Genomic DNA, 25883 nt, shown 5'->3' with positions numbered 1-25883 from the left:
AGGACCGGGTCGCGACGCGCTCAGCGCGGCGCCGCATCCGGCTGCATCGTCAACATCGTGTCGATCTCGGCGAAGTCGCGTTCGCTGAGACGACCGACGATCTGCTTGAGCTGCAGCAGATTCAGCAACAAGTTGTAGCGCGTGGTCGCCAGATCGCGGCGCGCCTGCACCAGGCGACTCTGCGCGTCGAGCACATCGGTAATCGTGCGCGTACCCGCGTCGTAGCCGTTGCGAGTGGCTGCAAGCGCGGTGTCGGCCGACGATACCGATCGTTCGTAGGCGCGGTTTTGCAGATACGCCGTCTCGACAGCGCGAAACAGCTGGCGCGTTTCGCGTTCGATCTGCAGCTGGGTCCGCTCGAACTCGGCTTGCGCGGCGCGCTGCTGCGCATCGGCCTGCCTCAAGCCCGCCAGAATCGCGCCACCGCCGTAGATCGGCATGTTCAGCTCGACGCCGATACGGGCGTCGTCGTTGCGCGACCCGAACGAAAAACGGCTGTTGTCATCACGGCCAGCGGTCCCGACCAAGTCCAGCGTCGGGTACGCCTGTGCGCGCGTCGATTCGGCGCGAGTCCGGGCGATCTCGGCCTGGATGCGCGCGCTGGCGATGCGCGGACTCGATGCACGCGCGGCGGCAACCCATTCTTCGGCCGTCGCCGGCTGCAAGGCCGGGAAGCTGACGTCGTCCGGCAGCATCGGCAGGCCGGCCTGACCGTCGCCAGTGGTTTCCTCAAGCTCGTCGCGCGCGTTCTCGAGATTGCGCCGCGCGGTCACCCGCAATGCCTGCGACAAATCCTGGCGCGCGATGGCCTCCTTGAGGTCGGTTCCAGGCACCAGTTCGACTTCGTAGCGCTTGCGCGTGTCGTCCAGCGACTGCGTCACCGCCCGAGCCTCAGCCTCGGCCTGGTCGAGCGCGGCTTGGGCGATCAGCACGTTGAAGTAGCGCTGCGCGACGCGACTCTGCAGATCGAGCCGTGCGTTGCGAAGGTTTAGCTCGGCCTGACTGTCGAGTGCATCGGCACGGTCGCCCACCGCAAACCAGTCGAGCCGGAACAGCGGCTGACGCAGTTGCGCCGTCGCACTCCAGGTGCCGTATTCATCTTGAGCCTGGCCGAACACGCCAACGGACTTGGTCGTGGCGTAGGCGCCGCTGGCCTGCAGCCCGAGATTGGGACGCACGTTGGCGCGCTCGATGACGCCCGCTTCGCGATCCGCCGCGTACTGCGCGTCGGACACGGCCGCCGTCGGGTCGTGGGCGCGCGCCGCCTCATAGGCCTGGGTCAGCGTCATCGCCTGTGCGGGGGTCATCGCCGCTGCCATCGCCAGCGCCAACAGGCCGCGGGCGCGATGGCGTGAAAGCGTGGGCCGCCGAGCCTCAGGCCGGACTGCAATGTTCATCGAACACCTCGGTGAAGATTTTCTGAATCAGCGCATCGAGCGCCGCGTCGTCGAGCGGATCGACCTGCGGCTGCCAACCTTGCCCGTTGAGCAAGGCTTGAATGTGACGACACATCAACCGGTAGGGATCGGGCACCAGAAACGGGTGCATCACGCCTTCGGCATGAACCAGGTTGTGCATGCCGATGACCAGCGACCACAGGCCGATCACCGCTTGCTCGGGCGGCATGCCGCGCAGATCGAGCTGCCCGGCCGTGACCGCGTCGCGGACGATGTCGGCAGCGAATTCGGCGATCGGCGCCTGGGCGTCGAGCACCGCCTGACGGCGCTCGGCTGACGCGGCGTTCCAAACCACTTCGCAAAAAACGTACTGCGCCAACCGGAAGTGATCGGGGTGGCGGCGGACGAACAGCATGTCGGCCGCGGCCAGACCGAAGATGCGCTCGCGCGGCGTTGCCTTCCAGTCGGCCAGACGGCCGATCATCGACGCGTGCTCGACCGTGTCCTGGCGCGTCAACTCGACCAGCAGGTCTTCCTTGGAAGCGAAGTGCTGATACAGCGTGCCGACCGCGTACTCGCACTTTTCGGCGATGCGCGCCATCTGCAGGTTGAGCAAGCCCTCGCTGCGGATCAGCTCGCGCGCGGTCTCCAGGATCAACTGCTCCCGGTGACCCAACTCCCGCTGGCGGCGCTCCCGTGTTCCCACTGCGACGGCTTCCTGTTCTTTTTTTGAATTATGTTCACGTTGTAAGCACAGCACAAGCCATGATCGTTTATCGAACCCCCGGCCGGGCACGGACGCTGTGCCCCCGCAGACCGTCACGGCGACGGCGACAGCGGGGGGCACGACGACGCTAACGGCGGCGCAGGTCCTCGAGACGCTGCTGCAGTTCACGCTGGCTGCCGAGCGGCAGGCCAGGCCCGCACAGCATCAACTGGGTCTCGGCACCCCAGGGAGCCGGCGGCGGATCGGCCGGTGCGGTACTGCCCGGCAGCAGGCCCAGGATGACGACGGCCGCGTGCCGCTGGCGGACGATGTAAGCCAGTTCGCCCACCGGGACTGCTGGCCCGGCGTAGACCACATCCCAGCCGGCGCGGCTGGCCGTGACGGCGGCCATCAAGGCCGCTGCTTCGCGGTGGTCGCCCTCGGGGGTCGATATGACGGCCGTCGACGACCACGGCGCGGCGCCGCTGCTCGCCAGCAAGTCGCCGAGAAAGTCGCGAAGGTAGGCCCAGGCGAACCGCTCGTGGGCGACGCGCATTTCGCCGGCCGCGATCTGCGCACGGATCTCGGCCAGCAGCGCGGTCACGAAGTCGTCGAACAACTCCGGCACCGTCATCGTGCGTGTGGCCTGCAGCAAAGATTGCGCATAGCCGGCGCTGTCGAACGCACGCACCGCGTCGAGCGTGACTTCGATCAGCCGCGACCGGGGCAGCGGAATACGCGGCGACGCCTCGACGCCGGGCACCGCGTCGCGGCCCACCAGAGCGCGCAACTCCTCAATCGGCAGCCGGGCAATCTCCCCGATGCGATGGCCCAGTTCCACTGCTTGGCGCAGTACGACCAAGCGGTGAACTTCCCAGTCGGAATACAGCCGGCGAGCCTTGCTGGTACGGTCGGGGGTGATCGCCGAATAGCGGCGCTCCCAGGCCCGGATCACGTGGGCCGAAAGCCCCGACCGCCTTGCGGCAACATTGATCGGGCAGCGCGGTACATCGGTCGGCAGCTTGTCCATAAGCTTTTTGCTCTTGTCGTCGTCCATGAGACCTCGTGCGTAAACTTTGTCGGGAGTCTGACAAGGTCTAGCTGAATCTAGTTTGATCCTGCACGAGGGTTTTTGCTTAAGCCAGGTTTCAGGTTCACGGTCGATACAGGGGCAGCCGCTATCCTGCCCGGCGGTCGCACCCCCACCCCCACAGGACCATGCTGCTCATGGCAACGACTGCCGAATCGCGTCTGGCCCGCTTGCGCAATGCGCTCGACAGCGGCCGGCTGCTGCCGGTCAAACGCTCGCTGGCCGCGCTCAACCCCGCCGAGATCGCCGATCTGCTGGCGGCGCTGCCGTGGGCGGAGCGCAAGCTGGTCTGGGACATGGTCGACCCGGCCGACGACGGCGAGGTGCTGCTGCACTTGCCCGAAGGCGTGCGCGGCAACCTGATCCGCGACATGGACACGGCCGAGTTGGTTGCGGCCGCTGGCGAGCTGGACATCGACGACCTCGCCGACTTCGTCGAGCACCTGCCCGAAACCGTCGCCCAGCAGGTGATGCTGGCGCTCGACGCTGACGACCGCACGCGGCTGGAATCGGTGCTGGCGTTCTCGCCCGACAGCGCCGGCGGCTTGATGAACACCGACACGGTGACCGTGCGTCCCGACGTATCGCTGGGCGTGGTTCAGCGCTACTTGCGACGGCGCGGCGACCTGCCGTCGCACACCGACGCGCTGTTCGTCGTCGACCGTTACGGGGGCTATCTGGGCACGCTGAGCCTGGACAAGCTGCTGACGCGGCCCGAGGAACACTTGGTGGCGCAGGTAATGGACCGCTCGCGCGAGGCCTTGCCGGTGACGATGCAGGCGCGCGACGTGGCGCAGCGCTTCCACAGTTCCGACCTGGTGTCGGCGCCGGTGGTGACGCCCGAGGACGGCCGGCTGGTCGGGCGCATCACGATCGACGACGTGGTCGACGTGATCCGCGCCGACGCCCAGCACGACTGGATGTCGATGGCCGGCCTGACCGAGCAGGAAGACTTGTTCGCACCGGTCCGACCAGCCGCCCGGCGCCGCGCCGTGTGGTTGGGCATCAATCTGGTGACCGCCTTTGCCGCCTCGTTCGTTGTCGGGCAGTTCGAAGCCACGATCACCCAGATCGTGGCACTGGCGGTGCTGATGCCAGTGGTGGCCAGCATGGGCGGCATCGCTGGCAGCCAGACGCTGACGCTGATGATCCGCGGCTATGCGCTGAACCAGATCGGCGGCGGCAACACGCTATGGCTGCTGCGCAAGGAGTTGCTGGTGGCGCTGATGAACGGCCTGCTGTGGGCCGTCGTCGTCGCCGTGATCGCCTACCTATGGTTCGACCGGCTGTCGCTGGCGCTGGTCGTCGGCTTGGCGATGCTGACCAATCAGGCGATCGCAGCCTTGGTCGGCGTGTTCGTGCCGGTGACGCTGAAGAAGCTGGGCATCGATCCGGCGCTGGCGGGCAGCGTGGTGCTGACCACGTTCACCGACGTCTGCGGATTCTTCTGCCTGCTCGGGCTGGGCACGCTGATCCTGCTGTAGCGCGCCACGCTACCCGCGCTATTCGCCAGCGATCTGCATCGCTTCGACCAGCATCGACCCACAACGGATGTTGGCGCGCGTATCGACGTCGGCACCGAGGGCGACGATGCGCTGGTAGATGTCCAGCAGATTGCCGGCGATGGTGGCGTTCTCGACCGGATACGCGATCTGGCCATTTTCGACCCAGAAACCCGCCGCGCCGCGCGAATAATCACCGGTGACGCCGTTGACGCCCTGCCCCATCAACTCGGTGACGACCAAGCCCTCGCCCATGTCGCGAATCAACTCGTCGAAGCCCTGCGTGCCGTGGCTCGCCACCAGGTTGTAGACGCCACCCGCATTGCCGGTGGTGGCCAGCCCAAGCTTGCGCGCCGAATAGCTGCCGAGCAGCCAGCCGCGCAGCACGCCCGCTTCGACCAGCACGCGCTGCGACGTGGCCACGCCCTCCTGGTCGAAGGCGCTGCTCGATGACCCGCCGGGAATGAACGGCTGCTGCTCCAGCGTGACGATCGGCGAAAACACCGGCTTGTCGAGATGGTCGAGCAGAAAGCTGGCGCGGCGGTATAGCGCGGCGCCGGAAATAGCGCCGATTAAGTGGCCGAATACGCCTCGCGCCATTTGCGGCACGAACAGCACCGGCGCGGTACGCGTCGACAGCCGCCGCGCGCCGAGCCGAGCCACAGTGCGCTCGCCGGCGCGGCGGCCGATCGCCGCGGCATCGTCGAGCAGCGCTGCGTTGCGATTGCCGTCGTACCAGTAGTCGCGCTGCATGTTGCCGTTGGATTCGGCGGCAATCACCGCGCACGACAGCGAATGCTGCGTACCACTGCGGCGGCCGACGAAGCCATGGCTATTGGCGTAGATCGACACGCCGCGCTGCGTCGACAGCCCGGCACCCTCGCTCTGTGTGATCCGCGCATCGGTCGCCAGCGCTGCCGCCTCGCAAGCCCGTGCCAGCTCGATCGCCTGATCGGCCGTCACGTCCCAGGGATGATCGAGTTGCAGATCAGGAAAGCGCGTCGCCAATCGGGCGGCATCGGCCAAGCCGGAAAACGGGTCTTCCTCGGTCAGTCGCGCGATCGCGCACGCGGCTTCGACGGCCTGGCGGATGCCGCCGTCCGACAAATCGCCGGTCGACGCGCTGCCTTTGCGATGGCCGAAGTAAACCGTCATCGACAGGCCTCGATCGCGCTGGAACTCCAGGCTCTCGACCTCGCCCTTGCGCACGCTGACCGACAGCCCGCGTGAATGCGACAGGCTGGCCTCGGCCTGCGTCGCGCCGGCGGCCCGCGCCGCATCGAGCACGCGCTGCACCAGCGGCTCCAGATCGGCGGTCAGCGGAAGGCCATCGGCGGAGGTCAATGCAGGCGACATGGCGGCTCGTTTCGAGGGGTAGCGGAAGCCTCGCAGCTTACCACCAGCCCCATCGTCCACCGACGGGTTCGGCATCCGGCTATGCTCGCGCCCCACGATGACACCGCAAGCCAAGGATGGCCCGTACGGCGAAACCCTCGCCACGACAACTCCAACGGAAGAACACGATATGACGACCCGCACTCAACTCCTCGGCGCTGTCGCCCTTGCGACGCTGACGCTGATCACCGCGACCTCGGCACATGCTGAAACCGACCGCCAACGCCAGCGCAACGCCCAGCAGAACGCACGAGCCGAGCAACGCGAAGAACGGCGCGAGCTGAACACTGCGATCCGCAAAGAACGCCAGGACCATCGTCAGGAGTCGCGCAGCGATCGTCAGGACAACATCAAGGACTCGCGTAACGATCGTCGGGAGAACCTGCGCGACTCGCGCGATGATCGCCAGGAAAACGCCCGCGATGCCCGCGACGATCGCCAGGACGCGCGTCGTGATCGCCAGGATCTGCGCCAGGATCAGAAGGACCAGCGCGAACGCAATCGGGATCGCAAGCAGGACCAGCGCGAAGCCAACCGCGCCCGGTAGGTCCGCACCACGCCGATCAGTGGCGCGTGCGCTCGAAGCGCTGCTGCCACTGCCGGTGCCGCTGACGCGCCCGGCGCATCAGCGGCAATAACGCACCGGCGCGCAGCAGCGCCCGGTGCAGTCCGTCGAACGGCGGCTTCAACGGCCGTGCGAAGTCGACGAACAGCACCACGCGCCAGTCGTCGGTGCCATTCCAGGCTTCGTGATTGAAGCTGTCGTCGAAAATCAGGCTCGCACCGTCCTGCCAGTGACAGATGCGATCGGCGACGCGGATGCCCGCCAGCCAATGCGGTTGCGGCACGCGCACGCCAAGGTGGTAGCGCAGGATGCCGTTATACGCACCGCGATGCGCCGGCACGATCTTGCCGGGCGCGAGCATGCTGAAAAACGCATTGACGACGCCCGGTATCCGTTGCAGCGCCGCCATCGTCTGTGGGCAGCGCGCTGCATTGGCTCGCGTGTCGATGCCAGCACCGACCAGCCAGAACGTTTTCCATTGGTCGTCCTGGGTGATCGTCCGGACTTCGTCGAGAATCTCGTGGAAGCTCGGCAGCTGCATCCGCTCCAGCAGGATCGAATCGAGTTCGGCGCGGATGGCCGGCCAATACGCCTCGACCGCGGCCACCCAGGGAAAGTCCTCGACGGCATAGACCGGCTGATCGTGCAAACGGGAAACGCGGGCAATCGCCGATTCAAGAGCGGTTTGCGCTGCGATCGCAGCGCGCTTGATCACGCCCGGTTGAGGACCCAGCCGATGCGCGCGGCCGGTTTCGAATCCCGGCTTGGGCGCATACGGCAGCAACGACGAACCGTCCAGCGGCGGTGGTGAGTTCAAGGCCCGGCATCCTTGTCGGCAAACAGCGGCGCGACCTTGAAGCGACGCCGGTGAATCGCCGATGAATCGGTCGCCGTCAGCGCGCCAAAGCGTCCAGCAAACGGCCGTGGATGCCGCCGAAGTCGCCGTTGCTCATCACCAGAATGCGGTCACCGGGCCGTGACTGCGCGACCAAGGCCTCGATCAACCGATCCAGATCCTGATGCACGGCCAGCGGTGGCCGCAGTGCCGACAGCGCTTGCGCGGCGTCCCACTTCAGATCGGAGCGCGCATAGACGAACACGGCGTCGGCTGCGTCGAGACTGTGCGCCAACTCATCAGCGTGGTGACCCAGACGCATTGTGTTGGATCGCGGCTCAAGCACCGCGACGACACGGCCGGCATCGCCGCGCTGACGCAAGGCGTCGATTGTCACGCGGATCGCGGTCGGGTGATGGGCGAAGTCATCGTAGACGCGCACGCCACGGACATCGCCGCGCAACTCCAGCCGTCGACGTACTGACTCAAAGCGCGGCAAGGCGGCGATGCAGGCGTCAATGCTGACTCCGACCGCGTGCGCCGCTGCGAACGCGGCCAGCGTATTCGAGCGGTTGTGCGCACCCGACAGCGGGGTGCTGACAATGCCCTGCGGCAGTCCGGCGACGCGCAACTCGAAGCGCTCGACATCCTGCGCGGCCGGCAGCGGCATTGCCTGCCAGCCGTCGGCGCTATCGAAGTGGGTCACGCCGGTCCAGCAGCCCATCGCCAAGGTGCGCGCCAGATTGGCGTCGGCACCGTTGACGATCAGCCGCCCTTGGCCCGGGACGGTCCGCACCAAGTGATGGAACTGACGCTCGATCGCGGCGAGGTCCGGAAAGATGTCCGCGTGATCGAACTCGAGGTTGTTCAGAATCGCGGTACGCGGGCGGTAGTGAACAAACTTGCTTCGCTTGTCGAAAAACGCAGTGTCGTATTCGTCGGCTTCGATGACGAAGCACTCGCCGCGGCCGAGCCGCGCCGACACGCCGAAGTTCAGCGGCACACCGCCCACCAGAAAGCCCGGTTGCAGCCCGGCCGCTTCGAGCAGCCAAGCGAGCAGCGACGTTGTCGAGGTCTTGCCATGAGTGCCGGCAACGGCGATCACATGCCGCCCGCGCAGCACGTTGTCAGCCAGCCACTGCGGGCCGGATACATAGGGCAGTCCGGCATCGAGCACGTATTCCATCGCCGGATTGCCGCGCGTCACGACGTTGCCGACCACGACGATGTCGGGCGCCGGCTGCAAATGCTCAGCCCGGTAGCCCGGCATCAGCTTGATACCCAGCGCTTCCAACTGCGTCGACATCGGCGGCCAGGCGTTGGCGTCGGACCCGGTGACGCGATGTCCTGCCTCGCGCGCGATCGCGGCAATGCCGGCCATGAACGTGCCGCAGATACCCAGGATATGCAGATGCATGAGGGCTCCGTTCAACCAGCCGGCGGCTGCGGCGCCAGACCCAGCAGCGCGCTGATCAACGAGGTTGCGAAGCCGACGAACATCAGCAGGCTCATCGAGATCAGCATCGTGATCAGGATCGCCGCCGAGAGCTTCAGGTTGGCCGCTTGCCGGTAGATGTTGACGGTGACCGCAAAATTCCAGATCAACAAGGCGTCGAACATCAGCACCGGACCGGCCGGCAGGTTCAGCGTCGCCGGACTGGCTTGGGCCAGCTGCGGGTTCTGGGCCATTTTCAGAATGTCCGGCAGCAGCTGCTGCATCGGCACGATGAAGGCCAGCGCCATCACCGCGCTGGTCAGCAGCAGCGCATGAAAGCTCTGCGTATAGCGATTCTCGACGTTGCGCACGCGCAGCAAACCACGCGTGGCGGCCGACAAACCGAGCACCGCCATCAACGACGACACGACCGCCATGCCGGGCGGCAAGGTCAGCGACGCAACCCAGTAGTTGACCATCAAGGCCAGCGGGATCAGCACGCGCGACAAGGCAGGCGCATACGGCAGATCCTGCGGGCCGGCGCGAAACAACAAGACACGCAGGGTGACGGACGCCACGGTGGTCAGCATGCGAACGAGCGCTCGGCAGCGAATGGGGGAAGAGCCGCTATTCTAAGCGCTGCACCGCGTTGCCCGCTGCGCGCGCCCGCCTTCCCACTGCAGGACCCCACGATGACGACCCGGCACGCTGCATGTTGATCGACACCCCCGAAGCCCTGCACGACGCCGTCGGCAGCCTGGCCGGCCGCGACTGGCTGACGGTAGACACCGAGTTCGTCCGCGAAGAAACCTACTGGCCCCAGCTGTGCTTGATACAAGTCGGCGACGGTCAACGCGAGATTGCCGTCGATGCAACGCGCATCAGCGATCTGTCGCCGTTGCTCGACCTGCTGCAGCAGCCGACCACCGTCAGCGTGTTCCATGCGGCGAGTCAGGACCTCGAGATCTTCGTCCGGCTGCGCGGCGTGACGCCGACGCCGCTGTTCGACACGCAGATTGCGGCGAGCCTGCTGGGCATTGGTGATCAGCTCGGCTATGCCGGCCTGATTGAGAAGCGGCTCGGCATCAAGGTCGACAAGAGCCTGTCGCGTACCAACTGGGCGCGCCGCCCGCTGAGCAGCGCCGAACTGGCCTACGCCGAAGACGACGTGCGCCACCTGGCCGTGATCTATCCGCAGCTGCGCGACGAACTGGCGCACTGCGGGCGATTGCACTGGCTGCAAGAAGATTGCGAGCGGCTATCACAGCCTGCGCGTTACCAAGTCGATCCCGAATCCGCCTGGGAAAGGCTCAAGGGCCTGGCGCGATTGCCTGCCGCAGCCCAACACGTCGCAGCCGCACTGGCCGCATGGCGCGAACGGGTCGCCGAAGCGCGCGACCGCCCGCGCAAATGGATTCTCGCCGACGATGCGCTGTACCGGATCGCGGAACGCCAACCGGTTGACGCCGACCAGCTCGCAGCGCTGCAAGTGCTGCCGCCGAAGACGCTGGATCGACATGGTCGCGAGCTGCTGACCGTGGTGGCGCAGGCGCGCGATGGAGGCGCACCGGCGCTGGCACTGGAACACATCCCGAGTGACGCGCAGAAGGCGCGCACGCAACAGCTGTTGAATCGGGTCCGGGAGGTCGCCAACCAGCTCGGCATTCCGGCGTCGTTGCTCGGGCCGCGAGCCGATGTCGAATCGGTGGCGCTGCATGCAGAGCAGGCCGATGTGCCGCTATTGCAAGGCTGGCGACGCGAAGTCGTTGGCGAGGCCTTGCTGAAGCTCTGAAACACGGGCGGGGTGCCCGTTAAACACCGCAGCGACGACGGCCGCTGCGGTGTTGGCCGACATCAGCCGAGAACGGCGACGATGCTGGCGAAGATCGCCTCGACGCTGCCGACGCCTTCCAGCGTCACCAGCTTGCCCTGGCTCTGGTAGTAGTCCAGCAGCGGACGCGTTTCGGCGTTGTAGATGTCGATGCGCTTGCGGATGACGTCTTCCTTGTCGTCTTCGCGGCCTTCCTTGACGGCGCGGTCGAGCAGGCGCTTGACGATTTCCTCGTCCGACACGTGCAGGTGTACGGCCTTGTCGATGCCCGGCTGGCCGAGCCGCGTCAGCATTTGGTCGAGCACCTCGGCCTGCGCAACGTTGCGCGGGAAGCCGTCGAGAATGCAGCCCTTCTGCGCATCGGCTTCACCGAGGCGCTCTTCGACGATGCCGATCACGATTTCATTGGCCACCAAGCCGCCGGCATCCATCGTCGCCTTGGCCTTCTTGCCGAGCTCCGTGCCCGCCTTGACCGCCGCGCGCAGCGCATCGCCGGTCGAAATCTTCGGGATACCGTAGTGCGCAACCAGCTTTTCGCCTTGTGTGCCCTTGCCTGAGCCGGGCGCACCCAGCAAAACGATTCTCATCCGTTAGTCCTACTCGTTATGTCGTGATTGCACGCGCCAGCGAGGGGCAGCAGGGCGGCGGCGCGTCGAAACGGTAACGGCTAGGAGCCGGACCCGTCAACGCTACTAACGTATGGTGCTGCCCCGACCGCCGCTTTCTCCCGTAAACTTGCGACCGCTTTGCGCGGGACACGCTCGCTGCAAGGCTGATATGGCCGCCGCAGCGGCGCACCCTCATTCACATCCCTGACCAAAGGCAAAGACTCATGGGTATCGAAGCACTGGGCCCCGGCGACAAAGCCCCCAAAGAATTCTACGTTGTCATCGAAATCCCGGCCTACGGCCCGCCCGTCAAGTACGAGGTCGACAAGGACACCGGTCTGCTGATGGTCGATCGCTTCATGAACGTCGCGATGTCGTACCCGGCCAACTACGGCTACGTCCCCAAGACGCTGGCCGGTGACGGCGACCCCGTCGACGTGCTGGTTCTGACGCCGCACCCGGTCGTCGCTGGCTCGATCATCAAGTGCCGCGCGCTGTGCGTGCTCGACACCGAAGACGAGAAGGGCACCGATGCCAAGCTGCTCGCCGTTCCGGTCGACAAGGTCAGCAACAACGCCTACGACAACCTGCAGGACCTGGCCGATGTGCCGGAGCGCCTGAAGAACGAAATCCACCACTTCTACAGCTCCTACAAGGCGCTGGAGAAGGGCAAGTGGGTCAAGATTTCGGGCTGGCGCGACGCGGCTGCAGCGCGCGGCGAGATCGAAGCCGGTATCGCCGCCTACAAGGGCTGATTCGGCCCGCGGACACCATAGCGGGTCCGCAAAGAGTATCGATGCCCCCGCTTGCGGGGGCATTTTTTTGCGCGCGAGGGCGTAGGGCTAGTGCGAGCTTGCCAGCAGCATCGGACTACCGGCGACCGATTGAGTCTTGTGGGTCTTGCCTTGGGTCAGGTGGCTCTTGCCCACCGGGCTTTTATTCAGCAGCGCACCGTGGATGTAGGTGCCGCTTCCGTGGCCCGTCGCAGCGATCAATTCAAACCAACCGTTGCCGGCGGAGATGACGCGGACGGGCTCGTTGCAAGGCAGCTGCCCCACCACATCGGCTTCGAGCGAAGGCTGCGCCCGTACACGCGAGTTGCAGGCCGTCCGCAATTTGGCCGTCACCGGCGCCGGCTCGCTGAAATCACCCGCCAACTCGGCGTAGTGCAGGAAGCCGTCCATGGGCTCTCCACGCGCGTCGGTGATGGCGTACCAGATCGGCGTCACCGAGCGGACGTGAATGCGGCTGCCGGCCGGCAGCACCTTGAGCAAGCGCGCTTCGGACGCCGCGTCGCTACGCACATGAGCGTCGACGGCCAGCTTCACGCTGCGGATCTGCGTATTGTTGTCGTCGGCGCGACGACGCGCTTCGAACAGCAGGTTCGTTTCGACGATGCGGATCAGCCGGTCGGCTTCGTCTTCGGCCTTGCTGCACTGCACCACGTTTCGCGAAGACTTGAGCAGCTGGCTTTGCGGCTGCCACGGATTCTGGATCGGCTCGTTGTAACGAACCGCGACCGATGCGACGCAGCGGCCATCACCGAGTGCGCGGACGTCACGCGCCACAACTTTGATCGGACCCGCCGCGCCGGCGATCTCTGCCGCCGTCAGACACAGCCAAAATGAGCCCCACACGAATGTGCGAACCATGTTCCGTTTCTCCCCCGCCGGATCGCTGGTCGCCCGACTGTAGTGAAGATGAACGGCTTGCCAAACACACCCGGTGGGCGGCGACTCAACGGCAATATGAACTAGTCGTCACAAACCGCTGAATGCGTTGCGCTTTGCGCGCGAGTCATTCGGTCAACGGCAGCGACGGTCTGCTGCAGCGCAACATGGAATTTGCGCATTTTTGCGCGAGCACAAAAAAAACCCCGGCATGGCCGGGGTTTTCAATACCGAATTTTTTATTCGAGACGCGTCAGATCAGATCGGGCGGATCTGCGAGGCCTGCATGCCCTTCGGACCACGCTTGGAAACGTATTCCACGCGCTGGCCTTCCTTGAGCGTCTTGAAACCCGTGCCCTGGATTTCCTTGAAGTGAGCGAACAGATCTTCGCCGCCGTTGGCCGGCGTGATGAAGCCGAAGCCCTTGGCGTCGTTGAACCACTTGACGGTGCCGGTTTCCACATTGCTCATGCGACTTTCCTTTAAAACCAAACAAACTCTCGTTGATAAAAACCACTCGATGAACCACACAGCGTTCAAGGAGCCTGCAACGAGCTTTTGCCGATGGAAACGTGCCGCCAATCCCTGCGGAAAAAGCCTTATGCGGACTGAAAAACTTGACCGACTGCGCGCAGGACTCTACATAAAAACCGAAAACGTGTCGAACCAGTTGGCCCGCCCGCTGCATCACCCCCTACCCGCCTGCAAAACCGGCTCGAACGCCGTGGAGCGTACCCCGTGAAATGGATGATTTATGGCGCCAATGGCTACACCGGCGAACTGATCGCTCGTGAGGCTCGACGTCGCGGTCTGTCTCCGGTGCTGGCAGGACGCAATGCAGCGCGGATCGCGGCGCTGGCCGCAGAGTTGGAACTAGAAGCCCGCAGCTTCGCACTCGACGATTCCACGGCGCTGCTGCGGGGACTCGATGGCATTGGGCTGGTGCTGCATTGCGCAGGACCGTTCTCGGCGACGAGCCGGCCGATGATCGAAGCCTGCATTGCTCAGCACTGCCACTACCTCGACATCACCGGCGAAATATCGGTGTTCGAGTACGCTCAGGCGCAGCACGAGTCAGCACGACTGGCCGGCAGCGTCGTGTGTCCGGGCGTCGGCTTCGATGTGATTCCGACCGACTGCATCGCAGCGGCGCTCAAGGAAGCACTACCCGATGCGACGCACCTGGCACTGGGCTTCGACTCGCGCTCGGGTTTTTCACCTGGCACGGCCAAGACCTCGGTCGAAGGGATGGCGCAGGGCGGCAAGCTGCGCCGCGACGGTCGCATCGTGTCCGTGCCGTTGGCCTACTCGGTGCGCCGCATCGACTTCGGCGACGGCGAAAAGCTGGCGATGACGATCCCCTGGGGCGATGTCTCGACGGCTTGGTACACCACCGGAATTCCGAACATCGAGGTGTACCTGCCAGGATCGCCGTCGATGATCGCCAATGCGCGACGCGCCAACTATCTGCGCTGGTTGCTGCGCTCGACCCGAGTACAGAACTTCATCAAGCGGCGCATCGAAGCCAAGGTGAAAGGGCCGGACGAAAGCGTGCGGGCGCGCCAGCCGACGTTCGTCTGGGGTGAAGCGCGCAATGCAGCAGGCGTCGTGCGCACGGCGCGGATCAAGACCGCCAACGGCTACAGCCTGACCGTGACCGGCTCGCTGGCCGTCGTCGAGCATCTGCTGCGCGAGCAACCGGCGGGCGGCGCCTACACGCCGGCGCGACTGCTCGGCCCGCAACTGGTTACCCGGCTGCCGGAGTCAAGCGCGATGCGGATCGAATGAAGCTCAGTCGCGGGCGCGAGCGTCGGCCTTCTTCTGGATGAACTCGATCTTGTAGCCGTCGGGGTCTTCGACGAACGCGATCACGGTGCTGCCGTGCTTCATCGGCCCGGCTTCACGCACCACGCGTCCACCGCGTTGACGTGCCGCATCGCAGGCAGCGTAGGCGTCGTCGACCTCGATCGCGATGTGACCGAAGGCATTGCCCAGCTCATAACGCTCGACACCGTAGTTGTAGGTCAGCTCGATGACGCTGGCGCGGCTCTCGTCGTCATAGCCGACGAAAGCCAGCGTGAACTGGCCGTCCGGATAATCATGCTGGCGTAGCAAACGCATACCGAGCACGCTGGTGTAGAAGTCGATTGAGCGTTGCAGATGACCAACGCGAAGCATGGTGTGAAGAATACGCATGGAAGATTCCCGATGATCCGCAAACGAAACGTCGTCGATGGTAGCGCATGCCGCGTGTTACACCGCGCGCTGCCATCGTCAGCAAATCTGCGATGAAACAACGACCGATCACGCCCGCGACTCGTATCGGCGGCTCAAAGCCGCGCCATGGTCTGGCGCGCGTGCTGTCGAAACTCGGCGTCTGCTCGCGCAGCCAAGCTCAGGCCTGGATTGCCGCCGGGCGCGTCAGCGTCAACGGCCGGATCACGCTCGATGCCGAACGACCGACCGATGCGGAGCGCGATCGCATTGCGGTCGATGGCGAGCCGGCGCAGGCGGTCGCGCGCGTCTATATCGCGATGAACAAGCCGCGCGGCATCGTCGTCAGTGCCGATGACGAGCGCGAGCGCGACACCGTCTACGCGCTGCTGCGCGACGCCGGCCTGCCGTGGGTCGGCCCGGTCGGACGGCTCGACAAGGCCAGCGAAGGCTTGCTGCTGCTGAGCAACGATACAGTCTGGGCAGCCGGGATCACCGACCCATCGTCATCACTGGAAAAAACCTATCACGTGCAGATCAACGGCTTGCCGGACGCGTCGGCACTACGAGCGATGCACACCGGCATCGACGCCGATGGCGAACACCTGGCGGCGTTACGGGCCCAAGTGCTGCGAGTGGGCGGTCGCAACGCGTGGCTGGAAGTCGTGCTCGACGAAGGCCGCAACCGCCAGATCCGGCGCTTGATGGCAGCCCTCGGCTACGACGTGCTGCGCTTGGTGCGCGTCGCGATCGGGCCGCTGGTGCTCGGAGACTTGGGCAAGGGACAGTGGCGCCATCTGACACGCGACGAATTCGACGCCTTGTGCAAGACGCCGCCCGCGGCGCCTCAGCCGAGCACGGCACCCCGATCGCGCCACCCCCGCTGACACGCGGCAACTTTCACGGCTTCGGCGCCGACCGCCGCAGCTCGATCGCGAAATTGCCGCCTCATTGAGCAAACTCGCGAGCCGTTGGCGTAGTTGGCCTCGTCAGAGCGCGCCTCGACTGATAAGTCTCTGAAAACCTTGACTTGATCAGTTGGAACGAGGCTTGCCGTCACAAGGGCGCACCTACGACAAGGAAGCCGATCATGCGTCTGACCCTGCTGCTGGCATCCGCTGGCACGCTGCTGCTGTATTCCGCGCAAAGCCTAGCGGTGAGCGACAAGCCAATGCAGCTGTGCGGATTCACGCTGCGATACGACATCGACATCGGTGCCGATGGTGCGGCATCCCTGCGAACGCAGACCGCCGCGGCGTCGACCGTGCTGCTAGCGCGCGAAGGCCTGTCGATCGACGACAGGTGGGTCGAGTTGAACCGCCACGAGTACCAGGCCGTAGACCAGTATCGACGAGGCCTCGGACTGCTGGCGCGCAGGGCTCGCGACCTCGCACTGCAGGCCTCGCGCGACGCGATCGATCGCGCGCTGGGCATGATCGGTGCGCATCGAGGCGCAACAGTCGATGCCGCCCGGCTGGAGCGGCATCTGGCACCGGTATGGCAGCTGTTGAACCAGCAGCTGGACGGGCGCCATTTGCCGGCGCGGATGCTGGGCCCCGACTACGACGCAGCGCTTGGGCTTGCGATCGATCAGATCGCCATCGACGCTGCCACCAGCGCCGATGGTCCGACGCCAGGACAGTCCGCTATGGCGCTGCCGCCTGCGCCTGCGATGCGGCTGCTCGATGCGCGCGCGGCGCTGGGTGGTGACCGTCTCGACGCACACCAGCACGCGCTTTGCCAGCAACTACGGCAGCTCGACGCGATCGAGAGTCGCATCGGCCGCTTCGACGCATTCGTACGGCGCGCGGCGTCGATCTAGGCGCTGCGTATCAGCTGATCAGGCCCTCGCGACGCAGCGCGCGCTGCACCGCCGGGCGTCCGGCGATCCGTGCCGAGTACGCTTTCAACGCAGGCCACGGCGACAGATCGAACTTGACCATCGGCGCCCAGCCGAGCACGACGAACAGATACGCATCGGCCACGCTGTAGCCGTCGGCCAGCAGGTAGTCCTGCTTTTCCAGCGTGCGCGCGACGCGGTCGAGTCGGCGCGCCGCATTGGCCATCAACGGCTCGCGCGCATCGGCCGAGGCCGTGAACAAGCCGCCGATGTTCTTGTGAACTTCGCCGGCGATGTAACACAGCGATTCCAGCGCGCGGTAATGCGACAAGCTGCCGGCGGCTGGGGCCAGCTTCGCCTCCGGCTTGCGGTCCGCGACATACATCAACAGCGCGGCGACCTCGGTCATCAGACTGCCGTCGTCGAGCACCAGCGCCGGCACGTAGCCCTTGTCGTTGATCGCTAGAAAATCGGCACCGCTCTCGGTGCGCTTATGACGCAAATCGACCTTCTCCAACTCCAGCGCGATGCCGGCTTCTTCAGCAACGATATGAACTGCAAGCGAACAAGCGCCCGGCGTGTAGTACAGCTTCATCGTGGTGGCACTCCTGATGGCAATCCGGCATATCCGGTGGCAGCGAGCTTAAACGGCAATGCGCCAGCCGTGGAGGTCATCTGCAACGCCGTCCTGATCGTCGGCCAGCTGCCGCGCCAGCTGCGTAGACCGCTGCGTGTCGATCGACCGGACGCACGCCGCATCCCAGCCAATCTCGGCGATCGGTGCGACACCGGCTGCGGTTCCCGTGCCGAAACACTCGAGCAGTTCGCCGCGGCTTTGCCAGTGCAGCAAGTCGTCCAGCGCGATCGGTCGCTGTTCGACCGGAACCCCACGATCAGCCAAGCGACGCAGCACGCTGTCGCGCGTGATGCCGGCCAGGATGCAGGCGTCGAGCGGCGGCGTCAGCACGCGGTCGCGCAGCACGATGAAGAGGTTCATCGTGCCCGCCTCGGCCAGATAGCGGTGCTCCGCAGCGTCGAGCCACAGTGCATCGTCGTAGCCTCGCGCGCGTGCCCGCTGGGCACCGAGCATGCTGGCCGCATAGTTGGCCGCAGTCTTGGCCGTACCCAAGCCACCCGGTGCCGCACGAATCAGCTCGCGCTCCGCCCACAGTCGCCGCGCTGGCGCGACTGACGTGGCCGAGCACGGCGTCGCGACGATGCACAGGGCATGACGCGCCGACGCCTTCAGACCCAAGCCTTCTTCCAAGGCGTATAGCGTCGGGCGCAGGTACAGCGCGCCGCGTCGATACGGCGGCACGTGGTCGCGATGAACGTCGACCGCGCGACGCATCATCGACATCAGCAGCTCATCCGGCATCACCGGCAAGTGCAGCTGCCGCGCACTGTGGGCCAGCCGCTGGCAGTGCGCGTCCGGACGGAACAAGTGCAGCCCCGCGGCAGCATCGCGGTACGCCTTGAGCCCTTCAAACACCGACAGCCCGTACTGCAGGCCGCCGCTGGCGATATCGAGGCGCACCGCATGGCGCGGCAATACCTCGAGCGGCAACCAGCCCTGTTGAGCGTCGTGTTCGGCAACGACCACAAACGGCGCCAAGTATCGACCGAAGCTCAGCGCTTCGGGCTCGGGCAGGTGTGCCGGCCAACGTTCGGCCGGGCTCACAACGCCACCACGTCGATGTTGGAGCCACCCGGCGTGACCATCGGCATCACCAGCCGGTCGACTGCCACAGGCACTCGCACCAGCGCCGGCCCCGGTCGTGCGAAGGCTTCGCTCAAGATCGCCAGCGGATCGCGGGAGGCACCGACATCCAGCGCCGGAATACCGAAGGCGCGCGCCACGGCACCGAAGTAGGTGGGCCGATCAAAGCTCGATCCGATCGTGCGCCGTCGATGGAACAAGTTCTGCTGCTGGCGCACCATGCCGAGCGCGGCATTGTCGAGCAACACGATCTTGACGTTGCATTGATGCTCGGCGAGCGTCGCCAGCTCCTGGATATTCATCAGCAGACTGCCGTCGCCAGTGAAGCAAATCACCGGCTGATCTTCGGGCAAGGCCAGCGAGGCGCCGATGGCGGCGGGCAGACCAAAGCCCATCGTGCCCAGGCCGCCCGATGTCAGCCAGCGATCGGGACGCATCAGCGGGTAGCTCTGCGCGACCCACATTTGATGCTGCCCCACGTCGGTGGTGACGGCCGCATTTGGACCTGCGAGTCGAGCGACCGCGCGGATGATGCCTTGCGGCGTGTGCGGATCGTCGTTGCGCTGCACCGCTTGCGGGAACATGGCATGCAGTTCCGCCACCCGCGCGCGCCAGGTCTCGCGGCGCTGCGACGGCAGCACCTGCAGCAGCGCATCGAGCGCCAAACGTGCATCGGATTCGATCGCCAGCGATGGCCGGCGGATCTTGCCGAACTCGCGTCGGTCGGCGTCGATATGAATCACGCGAGCACCCGGCGCAAAGGTATCCGCTCGGCCGGTCGCACGATCGTCGAACCGCGCTCCGATGGCGATCAGCAGATCGGCTTCGTCGATCGCGCGGTTGGCGGCTTGCGTACCGTGCATGCCGAGCATGCCCAGGTTCAACGGATGCGCCTCGGGCAAGCTGCCGAGTGCCATCAGCGTCATCGTCGTCGGCAAGTCACCCGCTTCGGCCAGCGCTCGCACCAGCGATGCCGCACCGCTCTTGATCACGCCGCCGCCGATGTACAGCACCGGCCGCTGCGCACGGACGATCATCTCGGCGGCAACGCGAATCGACTCCGCATCGGGTGCGACGCGGACGCGCGGTTGCCGGGACGGCAGCTGATGCGGCATCACCGCGACGGTTTCGCGCTGCACATCCTTGGGCACATCGATCAGCACCGGTCCGGGCCGTCCGGTTTCGGCGATGCGGAACGCCTCCGGCAGCAGGTCGATCAACTCGGCGGCCGACCGCGCCATGAAGTTGGCCTTGGTGATCGTGTCGACGATGCGCCCGGTCTTCACCTCCTGGAACGCATCCGTACCGAGTAAGGCTTGAGGCACTTGCCCGGTGATGCAGACCATCGGCACCGAGTCGAGGTGCGCATCGGCGATGGCCGTGACCAGATTGGTGGCGCCAGGGCCCGACGTCGCAAGGCAGACGCCCGCACGACCGGTGATCCGTGCCTCACCTTGCGCAATGAAGCCCGCGCCCTGCTCGTGACGCGCGAGCACATGCCGCAGCCGCGTGGCACCGTCGAGTGCTTCGTAGAGCGGCAACAAGGCGCCGCCAGGAATGCCGGCAACACGCTCGACGCCGTGGCGTTCGAGGAGTTGCACGATGAGTTGGGCGCCGCTGAGTCGAATGGTCATTTGAAGGTCCTGCTGCGGTGGACCCGTCGAAACAAACCGCTGCGGAGACCAACAAAAAACCCCCGCCGGTTTGGCCGGCGGGGGTTTGGTTCAAGCGTACAAAGCCCCTACGGCACGTCGACGACGACGAGCACGACTACAACGGCGGCTTTGGCGATCAGCTTCATGAAGTGATGGGCTTGATGGTGATGGTGGTAATGGCAACGCGGCTCGGCATCCAACCATCTCCGAGTCCCGCGACGGGGGCGCGCAGCATAGCCAAACCGCAGCGGCGTCTACAAGTCGAGGCACGGCGGCTCTACACTCGACGCATCGACCCCCACTGAGATGCACATGAGCGCCAGCGACCCGCAACTGCCGCGCATCGACGCTCCACCGCTGCGACTTCTGGCCCTCGAATCACGCGCTCTGCTCGAGGCTGCCGACTTCGTACTGCGAGGTCCGCAACTGCAGGGACTACCCAAGGGTGACGGCCACCCGGTGATGGTCGTGCCAGGTTTCGGCGCCAGCGATACGGCAACGGCGGCAATGCGCTCGGCGCTCGAACAACTCGGCTATGCGGTTCACGGCTGGGACTGTGGCCGCAACCTGGGCATGCGCTCGCGCGTCAAGGTCGCGTTGTCGCAGCGCCTCGAGCAACTCCACGAACGCTACGACGAGCGGGTCAGCTTGATCGGCTGGAGTCTGGGCGGCGTGTTCGTCCGCGAAATGGCGCGCCATCAGAGCGCGCTGGTACGTCGCGTGATCACATTAGGGAGTCCGTTCAACGGGCATCCCGAAGCCAACAACATGGTCACGTTGTTCAAGCTCGCCAACCGCGGAAAGCCGGTCAAGACCGACCTCGACGGCTTCCTGAAACGGCGCGCGCCACCACCAGTGCCGTGCACGGCGATCTACACACGCAGCGACGGCATCGTCGCCTGGCCCTGCTCGGTCGAGCAGAAATCCGCTCTGACCGAGAGCGTGGAAGTACGCGGCTCGCACATGGGCTTGATGTTCAATCGCGAGGTGCTGCGCGTGATCGCCGAGCGTCTCGCGATGCCGCCGCGTGCGTGACAACGAAGTTCGATGGTTTCTGTATTGACTTTTTGTCGGCTACTACATCTTGTGTTTTGATATTGCTAATGACACGATAGGACGTGGCCAGTAACGGTTGCGGTTGTCGCAATCGGCTGGCCTCGATGTCTTTGCAAGGAGGATGTCATGGCTGTTTCGAAGAAGGCTGCGGCGAAGAAGGCCCCGGCCAAGAAGGCCGCGGCGAAGAAAGCTCCGGCGAAGAAAGCCCCAGCGAAAAAGACTGCGAAGAAAACTGCGAAGAAGGCCACCGCCAAGAAGACCACCAAGAAGACCGCCAAGGTCGTCAAGAAGGTCGCCAAGAAGGTTGCAAAGAAGGCAGCCAAGGCCGTAAAGGCCCCGAAGAAGGCTGCCAAGAAAGTCGCAAAGAAGGTCGCAAAGAAAGTCGCGAAGAAGAAAGCCTAAAAGTTTCCCGCTACATCTTGAGGCGCGTCGGGCTGACCGATGCGCCTTTTTTATTGCCCGTCGATCGGTCTCGCCATGCGATGGCCGCCGGCATTGCACCGGCGGCCAATCACGGTCATGCGTACTGCTGGGTGAACTGGCGGATGAATTCGCCGAGCTGGTCGGCTTGCAGATCGTTGATACCCGCGGCCGCGGCGCGACCGCCGCCGGTGGCGAACTTGCGGCAGAGTTCGTCCGCACCTTTCTTGCGCGTCAACGGCGCGCGCACGCTGACCAGATACGACCCGCTGCGCTTCTCGGTCAGCACCGCATGGGCGCGATCCGGATGCAGATTGGTCAAGTCGTTGCTGTAGACACCGCTGACGCGCCGCGCCCACGCCTCGTCGGGCAGCACGAACAAGGCCGCACGGTCCGTCGAGCCGGCCATCGGCGGCGTTGACGCCGCCTTGGCCATGTCGGTGTTGTAGCCGTCGGCCAGCTTGTCGAAATGCTCGCGGGCCTCGGCGATAAACGCCTGCGGCGTTGCATGAGCACTGACCAGCCGGAACAACTGATCCGGCGCGAAGTGCAGATCGTCGATGCGCTCGCCGTAGCCGTTGTAGTTCAGATACGTACCGAGGTCTTCAAGCTGACGCAGCGTGGCGTCGTCGACGTTGAGCTGGCGCGCCATCAACTCGGCACTGGCCTTGAGGTTGTCGCCAAACGCACCGACGACCGCCCATGCCAGGTAGCGGTTCTTCAAGTGGCCGTTGACCAGCAAGCTGGTGCAGACATCCGGCGCCTCGTTGATGATCGTCGTCAAGCGTGCGTCTTGCGGGATCTCACCCGCAAAGTGGTGATCGACATAGAACACCTCGGCGCCAGCCGCCAGCACGCGGCGCAGCGGTTCGCGATTCTTGTCGAGCGACACGTCGAGCACCGTGATCTGGTCACCGGCTTGCGCCTGCACCTGATCGAGCAAATCGATATCGCGCTTGACGCCGGTGACCAGCCGGTCACCGGCGCTGCGCGGCTGAGCCAGATGCAGCTGCGTCAGCGCACAGATCCCGTCCGCGTCGCCGTTGAAGACATCGATGCGGCTCATCGACTCAGGCCTTCTTGGAGTCGACGATCTGGTAGTACTCCATCAGCACCTTGGCCACTTCGGGGCGCGAGAATTCCGGCGGCGGCGCAATGCCGGCGCCCAGCATCTGGCGAACCTTGGTGCCCGACAGCGCGATGAAGTCGTCCGGAACATGGTCCGGCGCTTCGCGCATCATCACGACGCGGCCGAGCTTCTTGCTGAACGCCGTGTTGTCGGCGCGGAAGATTTCGATCTGCAAGGCACCGGCCGGCACCTGCGTATCAAAGATCGTCTGCGCATCGAACGGACCGTAGTAATCGCCAACGCCCGCGTGGTCGCGGCCGACGATCAGGTAATCGGTGCCCATGTTCTGGCGGAACACCGCGTGCAGTACCGCTTCACGCGGGCCGGCATACAGCATGTCGAAGCCGTAGCCGGTGATCATCACGGTGTTCGGCTCGAAGTAGTGGTCGACCATCGTGCGGATGCAGGCGTCGCGCACGTCGGCGGGAATGTCGCCGTCCTTGAGCTTGCCCAGCAGCATGTGGATCACGATGCCGTCGGCGTTGAGGCGCTCCTTGGCCATGCGGCACAGCTCTTCGTGCGCGCGGTGCATCGGATTGCGGGTCTGGAAGGCAACGACCTTGTTCCAGCCGCGCTGCGCGATCTCATTGCGGATCTCGACGGCCGTGCGGAAGGTTTCCGGAAACTCGCTCTGGAAGTAGCTGTAGTTCAGCACTTGGATCGGGCCCGACAGCACGGTGTCGCCGAGCGTCGTGAACGTGGCGACGCCAGGGTGCTTGGGGTCGACCGTGCCGAAAATCTTCTGCGCCATCGCCACCAGCTGCTCGCTGCTGACCGGCTCGACGCCCTGCACGTCCATCACGGCCAGCACCGGATGGCCTTCGACGTTCGGATCGCGCAACGCGAGCCGACCCGGCTTGATGCCGGCCTGGCGGGTCACGTTGAGGATCGGCACCGGCCAGAACAGACCGGCCGTCGTGTGCAGCGTGTCGGTGACCTGCAACGCATCGGCCAGCGTCATGTAGCCGGTCAGCGGATTGAAGTAGCCGGCGCCGAGCATCACCGCGTTGGCGGCGGCAGCGGAATTCAGCAGCAGGCTCGGCAGCGTTTCGGCTTCCTTGAGCAGCGCGGCGCGCGCGGCGGCATCGGCAACGTAGAGCGGGTTGAGCGTATCGGAACCGTGGGGCTTGATCATGGTGTTCTCGTTTTGTTTGGGTGGACAGCGCGCGGCGTCAAGCCGGCAGGATGCCGCGTGCCTTGAGCAGCGCGAGCAGCGCCTCGACTTCCTGTTCGAGGCTCATCTGGTGGCTCGGCAGCACCAGTTCGGGCGCCTCAGGCGCCTCGTAGGGATCGCTGATGCCGGTGAAGTTCTTGATCTCGCCGGCGCGTGCCTTCTTGTACAGGCCCTTCGGATCGCGCTTCTCGGCTTCTTCGAGCGGCACGTCGACATAGACCTCGATGAAGTCCATGCCGCCAGCGGCGTGCAGCGCACGCACCACGTCACGATCAGCGCGATAGGGGCTAACGAAGCTCGACAGCACGATCACGCCAGCGTCGACGAACAACTTGGCGATCTCGCCTATGCGGCGAATGTTCTCGGCGCGGTCCTCGGCCGAAAAACCCAGATTCTTGTTGATGCCCAGGCGCACGTTGTCGCCGTCGAGGCGATAGGCGAGACGACCCTGCTGCTGCAGGACCTTTTCCAGCGCGACCGCGACGGTGCTCTTGCCCGAGCCGCTGAGGCCGGTGAACCAGATCGTGGCGCCCTTCTGGCCCAGCAACTGGTTGCGCTGTTCACGGGTCACTTCACCGTCGTGCCAATGCACGTTGGTGGCTTTCTGTTCGGTCATGAGAATCTCGATCGGTGTGGCAGGGATAACGGCGAGCGCCGCGCGGCGATTGTAGGCCGTGTGGCAGCATGAATAAAATTCAATATCATCATGCCATCGTTTCTTTTTATGCATACCGGGCCGGGGCGATGAATCTCAACCATCTGGCGATCTTCCAAGCCGTGGCCGCGTCTGGCAGCGTCAGTGGCGGCGCGCAGCGCCTGCACCTGACCCAGTCGGCCGTATCGCGGCAATTGTCGGAGTTCGAACGGACGCTGGGCTTGCAACTGTTCGATCGGCTGCCGCGCGGCGTGCGCGCCACCGAGGCCGGCAAGCTGCTGCTGGTCTACGCCAACCGGCTGTTTGCGATCGAAGCCGAGGCCGAGGCGGCGCTCGGCGACCTCAAGCGTCTGGCGCGCGGGCGAATTGCGATCGGCGCCAGCCGCACGATCGGCGCCTATCTGCTGCCACCGCTGCTGGCGGCGTTCCGCCGGCTCCATCCGGACGTGGAACTGTCGCTGATGGTCGACGCGACCAAGGTGATCGAAAGCAAGCTGCTGGCCGGCGAGATCGACATCGGCTTTGCCGAGGGCACGGTCGGCAGCGACTTCCTCGACTACCGCGTGTTCGCGAAAGACGAGTTGGTCGTGATCGCAGCTGCCGATCATCCAGCGCGCGCGTCGGCGCCGCTGCTACCAGCGGCGCTGGTGCAGTACCCGTTGCTGATGCATGAAGTCGGATCGGGAACGCGCGAGATCACCGAGCAGGCACTGGCGGCGCGCAGCCTACAAGTGTGGCCGGCGATGACGCTGGCCAGCACCGAGGCGATCAAGCAAACCGTGGCGACCGGCATCGGCCTGGGCATTCTGTCGGCGCTGGCGATCCGCACCGAAGTTGATGCCGGCCTGTTGGCAGTGGTGCCGGTCAAGGGCTTGCGGATGCAGCGTCCGCTGTACCGCGTGCAACTCAAGACCGGCTGGATCAGCCCGCCGATGCGCGCGTTTCTGGATCTGCTCGAAATCCGATCTCGCGCCGCGTGAAGCGAC

28 protein-coding genes are annotated in these 25883 nt (G+C 65.3%); 11 read left to right on the top strand and 17 right to left on the bottom strand.

Annotated elements, in window-relative coordinates; all coding sequences use genetic code 11:
- Nucleotides 1–20 precede the first annotated feature (20 nt).
- From BUB09_RS08435 to BUB09_RS08425, 3 genes are all read right to left on the bottom strand, one after another.
- Nucleotides 21–1397: a TolC family outer membrane protein gene (locus BUB09_RS08435; protein ID WP_084083263.1), complete on the bottom strand. Its 1377-nt coding sequence runs from the start codon at nt 1395–1397 to the stop codon at nt 21–23.
- Nucleotides 1375–2103 (bottom strand): TetR/AcrR family transcriptional regulator, encoded by a 729-nt coding sequence (locus BUB09_RS08430; RefSeq protein ID WP_072896546.1) that lies wholly within the window; start codon nt 2101–2103, stop codon nt 1375–1377. Before BUB09_RS08430 ends, BUB09_RS08435 begins: the two co-directional genes overlap by 23 nt.
- Before the next feature lie 148 nt (nt 2104–2251).
- On the bottom strand, nt 2252–3160 hold the full coding sequence (locus tag BUB09_RS08425) for a MerR family transcriptional regulator (protein ID WP_072896544.1): 909 nt from the start codon (nt 3158–3160) through the stop codon (nt 2252–2254).
- 170 nt (nt 3161–3330) lie between these two features.
- On the opposite strand from BUB09_RS08425, the gene mgtE reads away from it, so the two are divergent.
- Nucleotides 3331–4677 (top strand): magnesium transporter, encoded by a 1347-nt coding sequence (gene mgtE / locus BUB09_RS08420; protein WP_245793194.1) that lies wholly within the window; start codon nt 3331–3333, stop codon nt 4675–4677.
- 18 nt (nt 4678–4695) lie between these two features.
- On the opposite strand, the gene pmbA is transcribed toward mgtE, so the two are convergent.
- Nucleotides 4696–6051, bottom strand: coding sequence for a metalloprotease PmbA (pmbA, locus tag BUB09_RS08415; protein WP_175550142.1), 1356 nt, complete (start codon nt 6049–6051; stop codon nt 4696–4698).
- A 169-nt stretch (nt 6052–6220) separates the two neighbouring features.
- Between pmbA and BUB09_RS08410 the strand changes: the two genes are divergently transcribed.
- Entirely contained in the window at nt 6221–6637 is a 417-nt protein-coding gene (locus BUB09_RS08410) for a hypothetical protein (RefSeq protein ID WP_072896540.1), read from the top strand.
- 16 nt (nt 6638–6653) lie between these two features.
- Here BUB09_RS08410 and BUB09_RS08405 read toward each other — a convergent pair whose 3' ends face one another.
- The 3 genes from BUB09_RS08405 to BUB09_RS08395 form a co-directional block, all read right to left on the bottom strand.
- Complete coding sequence (locus BUB09_RS08405) at nt 6654–7472, bottom strand: aspartyl/asparaginyl beta-hydroxylase domain-containing protein (protein ID WP_245793192.1); 819 nt, start codon at nt 7470–7472, stop codon at nt 6654–6656.
- 76 nt (nt 7473–7548) lie between these two features.
- A complete protein-coding gene (mpl, locus tag BUB09_RS08400) occupies nt 7549–8907 on the bottom strand; it encodes a UDP-N-acetylmuramate:L-alanyl-gamma-D-glutamyl-meso-diaminopimelate ligase (RefSeq protein ID WP_072896538.1) in 1359 nt (452 codons plus the stop codon).
- Between the two features lie 11 nt (nt 8908–8918).
- The gene (locus tag BUB09_RS08395; RefSeq protein WP_139250197.1) at nt 8919–9503 is read right to left on the bottom strand and encodes a hypothetical protein; all 585 of its coding nucleotides are present in this window, start codon (nt 9501–9503) and stop codon (nt 8919–8921) included.
- Between the two features lie 134 nt (nt 9504–9637).
- On the opposite strand from BUB09_RS08395, the gene rnd reads away from it, so the two are divergent.
- Nucleotides 9638–10717, top strand: coding sequence for a ribonuclease D (rnd, locus tag BUB09_RS08390; protein ID WP_072896535.1), 1080 nt, complete (start codon nt 9638–9640; stop codon nt 10715–10717).
- A gap of 62 nt (nt 10718–10779) precedes the next feature.
- On the opposite strand, the gene BUB09_RS08385 is transcribed toward rnd, so the two are convergent.
- On the bottom strand, nt 10780–11343 hold the full coding sequence (locus BUB09_RS08385; RefSeq protein WP_072896533.1) for an adenylate kinase: 564 nt from the start codon (nt 11341–11343) through the stop codon (nt 10780–10782).
- 245 nt (nt 11344–11588) lie between these two features.
- Here BUB09_RS08385 and ppa point away from each other — a divergent pair, with 245 nt between their 5' ends.
- Nucleotides 11589–12119, top strand: coding sequence for an inorganic diphosphatase (ppa, locus tag BUB09_RS08380; RefSeq protein WP_072896531.1), 531 nt, complete (start codon nt 11589–11591; stop codon nt 12117–12119).
- An 87-nt stretch (nt 12120–12206) separates the two neighbouring features.
- On the opposite strand, the gene BUB09_RS08375 is transcribed toward ppa, so the two are convergent.
- Both BUB09_RS08375 and BUB09_RS08370 read right to left on the bottom strand, forming a co-directional pair.
- Nucleotides 12207–13016 carry an SH3 domain-containing protein gene (locus tag BUB09_RS08375; RefSeq protein ID WP_072896529.1) on the bottom strand — a complete coding sequence of 270 codons (810 nt, stop codon included), beginning with the start codon at nt 13014–13016 and terminating at the stop codon, nt 12207–12209.
- A gap of 276 nt (nt 13017–13292) precedes the next feature.
- Complete coding sequence (locus tag BUB09_RS08370; RefSeq protein ID WP_072896527.1) at nt 13293–13505, bottom strand: cold-shock protein; 213 nt, start codon at nt 13503–13505, stop codon at nt 13293–13295.
- A 276-nt stretch (nt 13506–13781) separates the two neighbouring features.
- Between BUB09_RS08370 and BUB09_RS08365 the strand changes: the two genes are divergently transcribed.
- Complete coding sequence (locus BUB09_RS08365) at nt 13782–14822, top strand: saccharopine dehydrogenase family protein (RefSeq protein ID WP_072896525.1); 1041 nt, start codon at nt 13782–13784, stop codon at nt 14820–14822.
- Between the two features lie 3 nt (nt 14823–14825).
- Here BUB09_RS08365 and gloA read toward each other — a convergent pair whose 3' ends face one another.
- Nucleotides 14826–15230, bottom strand: coding sequence for a lactoylglutathione lyase (gene gloA / locus BUB09_RS08360; protein ID WP_072896523.1), 405 nt, complete (start codon nt 15228–15230; stop codon nt 14826–14828).
- Between the two features lie 92 nt (nt 15231–15322).
- Here gloA and BUB09_RS08355 point away from each other — a divergent pair, with 92 nt between their 5' ends.
- Together BUB09_RS08355 and BUB09_RS08350 are read left to right on the top strand one after the other, a co-directional pair.
- Nucleotides 15323–16135, top strand: coding sequence for a pseudouridine synthase (locus BUB09_RS08355; RefSeq protein WP_072896700.1), 813 nt, complete (start codon nt 15323–15325; stop codon nt 16133–16135).
- A gap of 203 nt (nt 16136–16338) precedes the next feature.
- On the top strand, nt 16339–17070 hold the full coding sequence (locus BUB09_RS08350; RefSeq protein ID WP_072896522.1) for a YggN family protein: 732 nt from the start codon (nt 16339–16341) through the stop codon (nt 17068–17070).
- 10 nt (nt 17071–17080) lie between these two features.
- Here the strand turns inward: BUB09_RS08350 and gstA are convergent, their stop codons facing one another.
- From gstA to ilvB, 3 genes are read right to left on the bottom strand one after another with little or no spacing between them, the layout of a single operon-like run.
- The gene (gstA, locus tag BUB09_RS08345) at nt 17081–17683 is read right to left on the bottom strand and encodes a glutathione transferase GstA (protein ID WP_072896520.1); all 603 of its coding nucleotides are present in this window, start codon (nt 17681–17683) and stop codon (nt 17081–17083) included.
- Nucleotides 17684–17731: 48 nt separating this feature from the next.
- Nucleotides 17732–18769, bottom strand: coding sequence for a branched-chain-amino-acid transaminase (gene ilvE, locus BUB09_RS08340; protein ID WP_072896518.1), 1038 nt, complete (start codon nt 18767–18769; stop codon nt 17732–17734).
- Complete coding sequence (gene ilvB / locus BUB09_RS08335; protein ID WP_366486233.1) at nt 18766–20436, bottom strand: biosynthetic-type acetolactate synthase large subunit; 1671 nt, start codon at nt 20434–20436, stop codon at nt 18766–18768. Before ilvB ends, ilvE begins: the two co-directional genes overlap by 4 nt.
- A gap of 23 nt (nt 20437–20459) precedes the next feature.
- Here ilvB and BUB09_RS16960 point away from each other — a divergent pair, with 23 nt between their 5' ends.
- The 3 genes from BUB09_RS16960 to BUB09_RS08325 all read left to right on the top strand — a co-directional run bounded on the left by BUB09_RS16960 (nt 20460) and on the right by BUB09_RS08325 (nt 21921).
- A complete protein-coding gene (locus tag BUB09_RS16960) occupies nt 20460–20768 on the top strand; it encodes a hypothetical protein (protein ID WP_139250196.1) in 309 nt (102 codons plus the stop codon).
- 7 nt (nt 20769–20775) lie between these two features.
- Nucleotides 20776–21498 carry an alpha/beta fold hydrolase gene (locus tag BUB09_RS08330; RefSeq protein ID WP_072896515.1) on the top strand — a complete coding sequence of 241 codons (723 nt, stop codon included), beginning with the start codon at nt 20776–20778 and terminating at the stop codon, nt 21496–21498.
- Nucleotides 21499–21645: 147 nt separating this feature from the next.
- Nucleotides 21646–21921 carry a hypothetical protein gene (locus BUB09_RS08325; RefSeq protein ID WP_072896513.1) on the top strand — a complete coding sequence of 92 codons (276 nt, stop codon included), beginning with the start codon at nt 21646–21648 and terminating at the stop codon, nt 21919–21921.
- 115 nt (nt 21922–22036) lie between these two features.
- Here BUB09_RS08325 and BUB09_RS08320 read toward each other — a convergent pair whose 3' ends face one another.
- Genes BUB09_RS08320 through cysC form a run of 3 tightly spaced genes read right to left on the bottom strand, consistent with a single transcriptional unit; the run spans nt 22037 to nt 24858 of the window.
- Entirely contained in the window at nt 22037–23005 is a 969-nt protein-coding gene (locus BUB09_RS08320) for a DHH family phosphoesterase (protein ID WP_072896512.1), read from the bottom strand.
- Nucleotides 23006–23009: 4 nt separating this feature from the next.
- Nucleotides 23010–24203, bottom strand: coding sequence for a sulfate adenylyltransferase (sat, locus tag BUB09_RS08315; protein WP_072896510.1), 1194 nt, complete (start codon nt 24201–24203; stop codon nt 23010–23012).
- 37 nt (nt 24204–24240) lie between these two features.
- Nucleotides 24241–24858 (bottom strand): adenylyl-sulfate kinase, encoded by a 618-nt coding sequence (gene cysC, locus BUB09_RS08310; RefSeq protein WP_072896508.1) that lies wholly within the window; start codon nt 24856–24858, stop codon nt 24241–24243.
- A gap of 128 nt (nt 24859–24986) precedes the next feature.
- On the opposite strand from cysC, the gene BUB09_RS08305 reads away from it, so the two are divergent.
- Nucleotides 24987–25877 (top strand): LysR family transcriptional regulator, encoded by an 891-nt coding sequence (locus BUB09_RS08305; protein ID WP_072896507.1) that lies wholly within the window; start codon nt 24987–24989, stop codon nt 25875–25877.
- The last annotated feature ends 6 nt before the right edge of the window (nt 25878–25883 follow it).

The sequence above is a fragment of the Hydrocarboniphaga daqingensis genome (assembly GCF_900129825.1).
In the GTDB taxonomy this organism is placed as follows: Bacteria; Pseudomonadota; Gammaproteobacteria; order Nevskiales; family Nevskiaceae; genus Hydrocarboniphaga; species Hydrocarboniphaga daqingensis.
This window is presented reverse-complemented; position numbering and strand designations above follow the sequence as displayed.

Excerpts from the sequence above, each read along its gene's own strand:
- BUB09_RS08435 (WP_084083263.1), bottom strand. The coding sequence starts at position 1,397 with ATGAACATTGCAGTCCGGCCTGAGGCTCGGCGGCCCACGCTTTCACGC.
- BUB09_RS08425 (WP_072896544.1), bottom strand. The coding sequence starts at position 3,160 with ATGGACGACGACAAGAGCAAAAAGCTTATGGACAAGCTGCCGACCGAT.
- mgtE (WP_245793194.1), top strand. The coding sequence starts at position 3,331 with ATGGCAACGACTGCCGAATCGCGTCTGGCCCGCTTGCGCAATGCGCTC.
- pmbA (WP_175550142.1), bottom strand. The coding sequence starts at position 6,051 with ATGTCGCCTGCATTGACCTCCGCCGATGGCCTTCCGCTGACCGCCGAT.
- BUB09_RS08410 (WP_072896540.1), top strand. The coding sequence starts at position 6,221 with ATGACGACCCGCACTCAACTCCTCGGCGCTGTCGCCCTTGCGACGCTG.
- mpl (WP_072896538.1), bottom strand. The coding sequence starts at position 8,907 with ATGCATCTGCATATCCTGGGTATCTGCGGCACGTTCATGGCCGGCATT.
- rnd (WP_072896535.1), top strand. The coding sequence starts at position 9,638 with ATGTTGATCGACACCCCCGAAGCCCTGCACGACGCCGTCGGCAGCCTG.
- BUB09_RS08385 (WP_072896533.1), bottom strand. The coding sequence starts at position 11,343 with ATGAGAATCGTTTTGCTGGGTGCGCCCGGCTCAGGCAAGGGCACACAA.
- ppa (WP_072896531.1), top strand. The coding sequence starts at position 11,589 with ATGGGTATCGAAGCACTGGGCCCCGGCGACAAAGCCCCCAAAGAATTC.
- BUB09_RS08375 (WP_072896529.1), bottom strand. The coding sequence starts at position 13,016 with ATGGTTCGCACATTCGTGTGGGGCTCATTTTGGCTGTGTCTGACGGCG.
- BUB09_RS08370 (WP_072896527.1), bottom strand. The coding sequence starts at position 13,505 with ATGAGCAATGTGGAAACCGGCACCGTCAAGTGGTTCAACGACGCCAAG.
- BUB09_RS08365 (WP_072896525.1), top strand. The coding sequence starts at position 13,782 with ATGATTTATGGCGCCAATGGCTACACCGGCGAACTGATCGCTCGTGAG.
- gloA (WP_072896523.1), bottom strand. The coding sequence starts at position 15,230 with ATGCGTATTCTTCACACCATGCTTCGCGTTGGTCATCTGCAACGCTCA.
- BUB09_RS08355 (WP_072896700.1), top strand. The coding sequence starts at position 15,323 with ATGAAACAACGACCGATCACGCCCGCGACTCGTATCGGCGGCTCAAAG.
- BUB09_RS08350 (WP_072896522.1), top strand. The coding sequence starts at position 16,339 with ATGCGTCTGACCCTGCTGCTGGCATCCGCTGGCACGCTGCTGCTGTAT.
- gstA (WP_072896520.1), bottom strand. The coding sequence starts at position 17,683 with ATGAAGCTGTACTACACGCCGGGCGCTTGTTCGCTTGCAGTTCATATC.
- BUB09_RS08330 (WP_072896515.1), top strand. The coding sequence starts at position 20,776 with ATGAGCGCCAGCGACCCGCAACTGCCGCGCATCGACGCTCCACCGCTG.
- BUB09_RS08325 (WP_072896513.1), top strand. The coding sequence starts at position 21,646 with ATGGCTGTTTCGAAGAAGGCTGCGGCGAAGAAGGCCCCGGCCAAGAAG.
- BUB09_RS08320 (WP_072896512.1), bottom strand. The coding sequence starts at position 23,005 with ATGAGCCGCATCGATGTCTTCAACGGCGACGCGGACGGGATCTGTGCG.
- sat (WP_072896510.1), bottom strand. The coding sequence starts at position 24,203 with ATGATCAAGCCCCACGGTTCCGATACGCTCAACCCGCTCTACGTTGCC.
- cysC (WP_072896508.1), bottom strand. The coding sequence starts at position 24,858 with ATGACCGAACAGAAAGCCACCAACGTGCATTGGCACGACGGTGAAGTG.
- BUB09_RS08305 (WP_072896507.1), top strand. The coding sequence starts at position 24,987 with ATGAATCTCAACCATCTGGCGATCTTCCAAGCCGTGGCCGCGTCTGGC.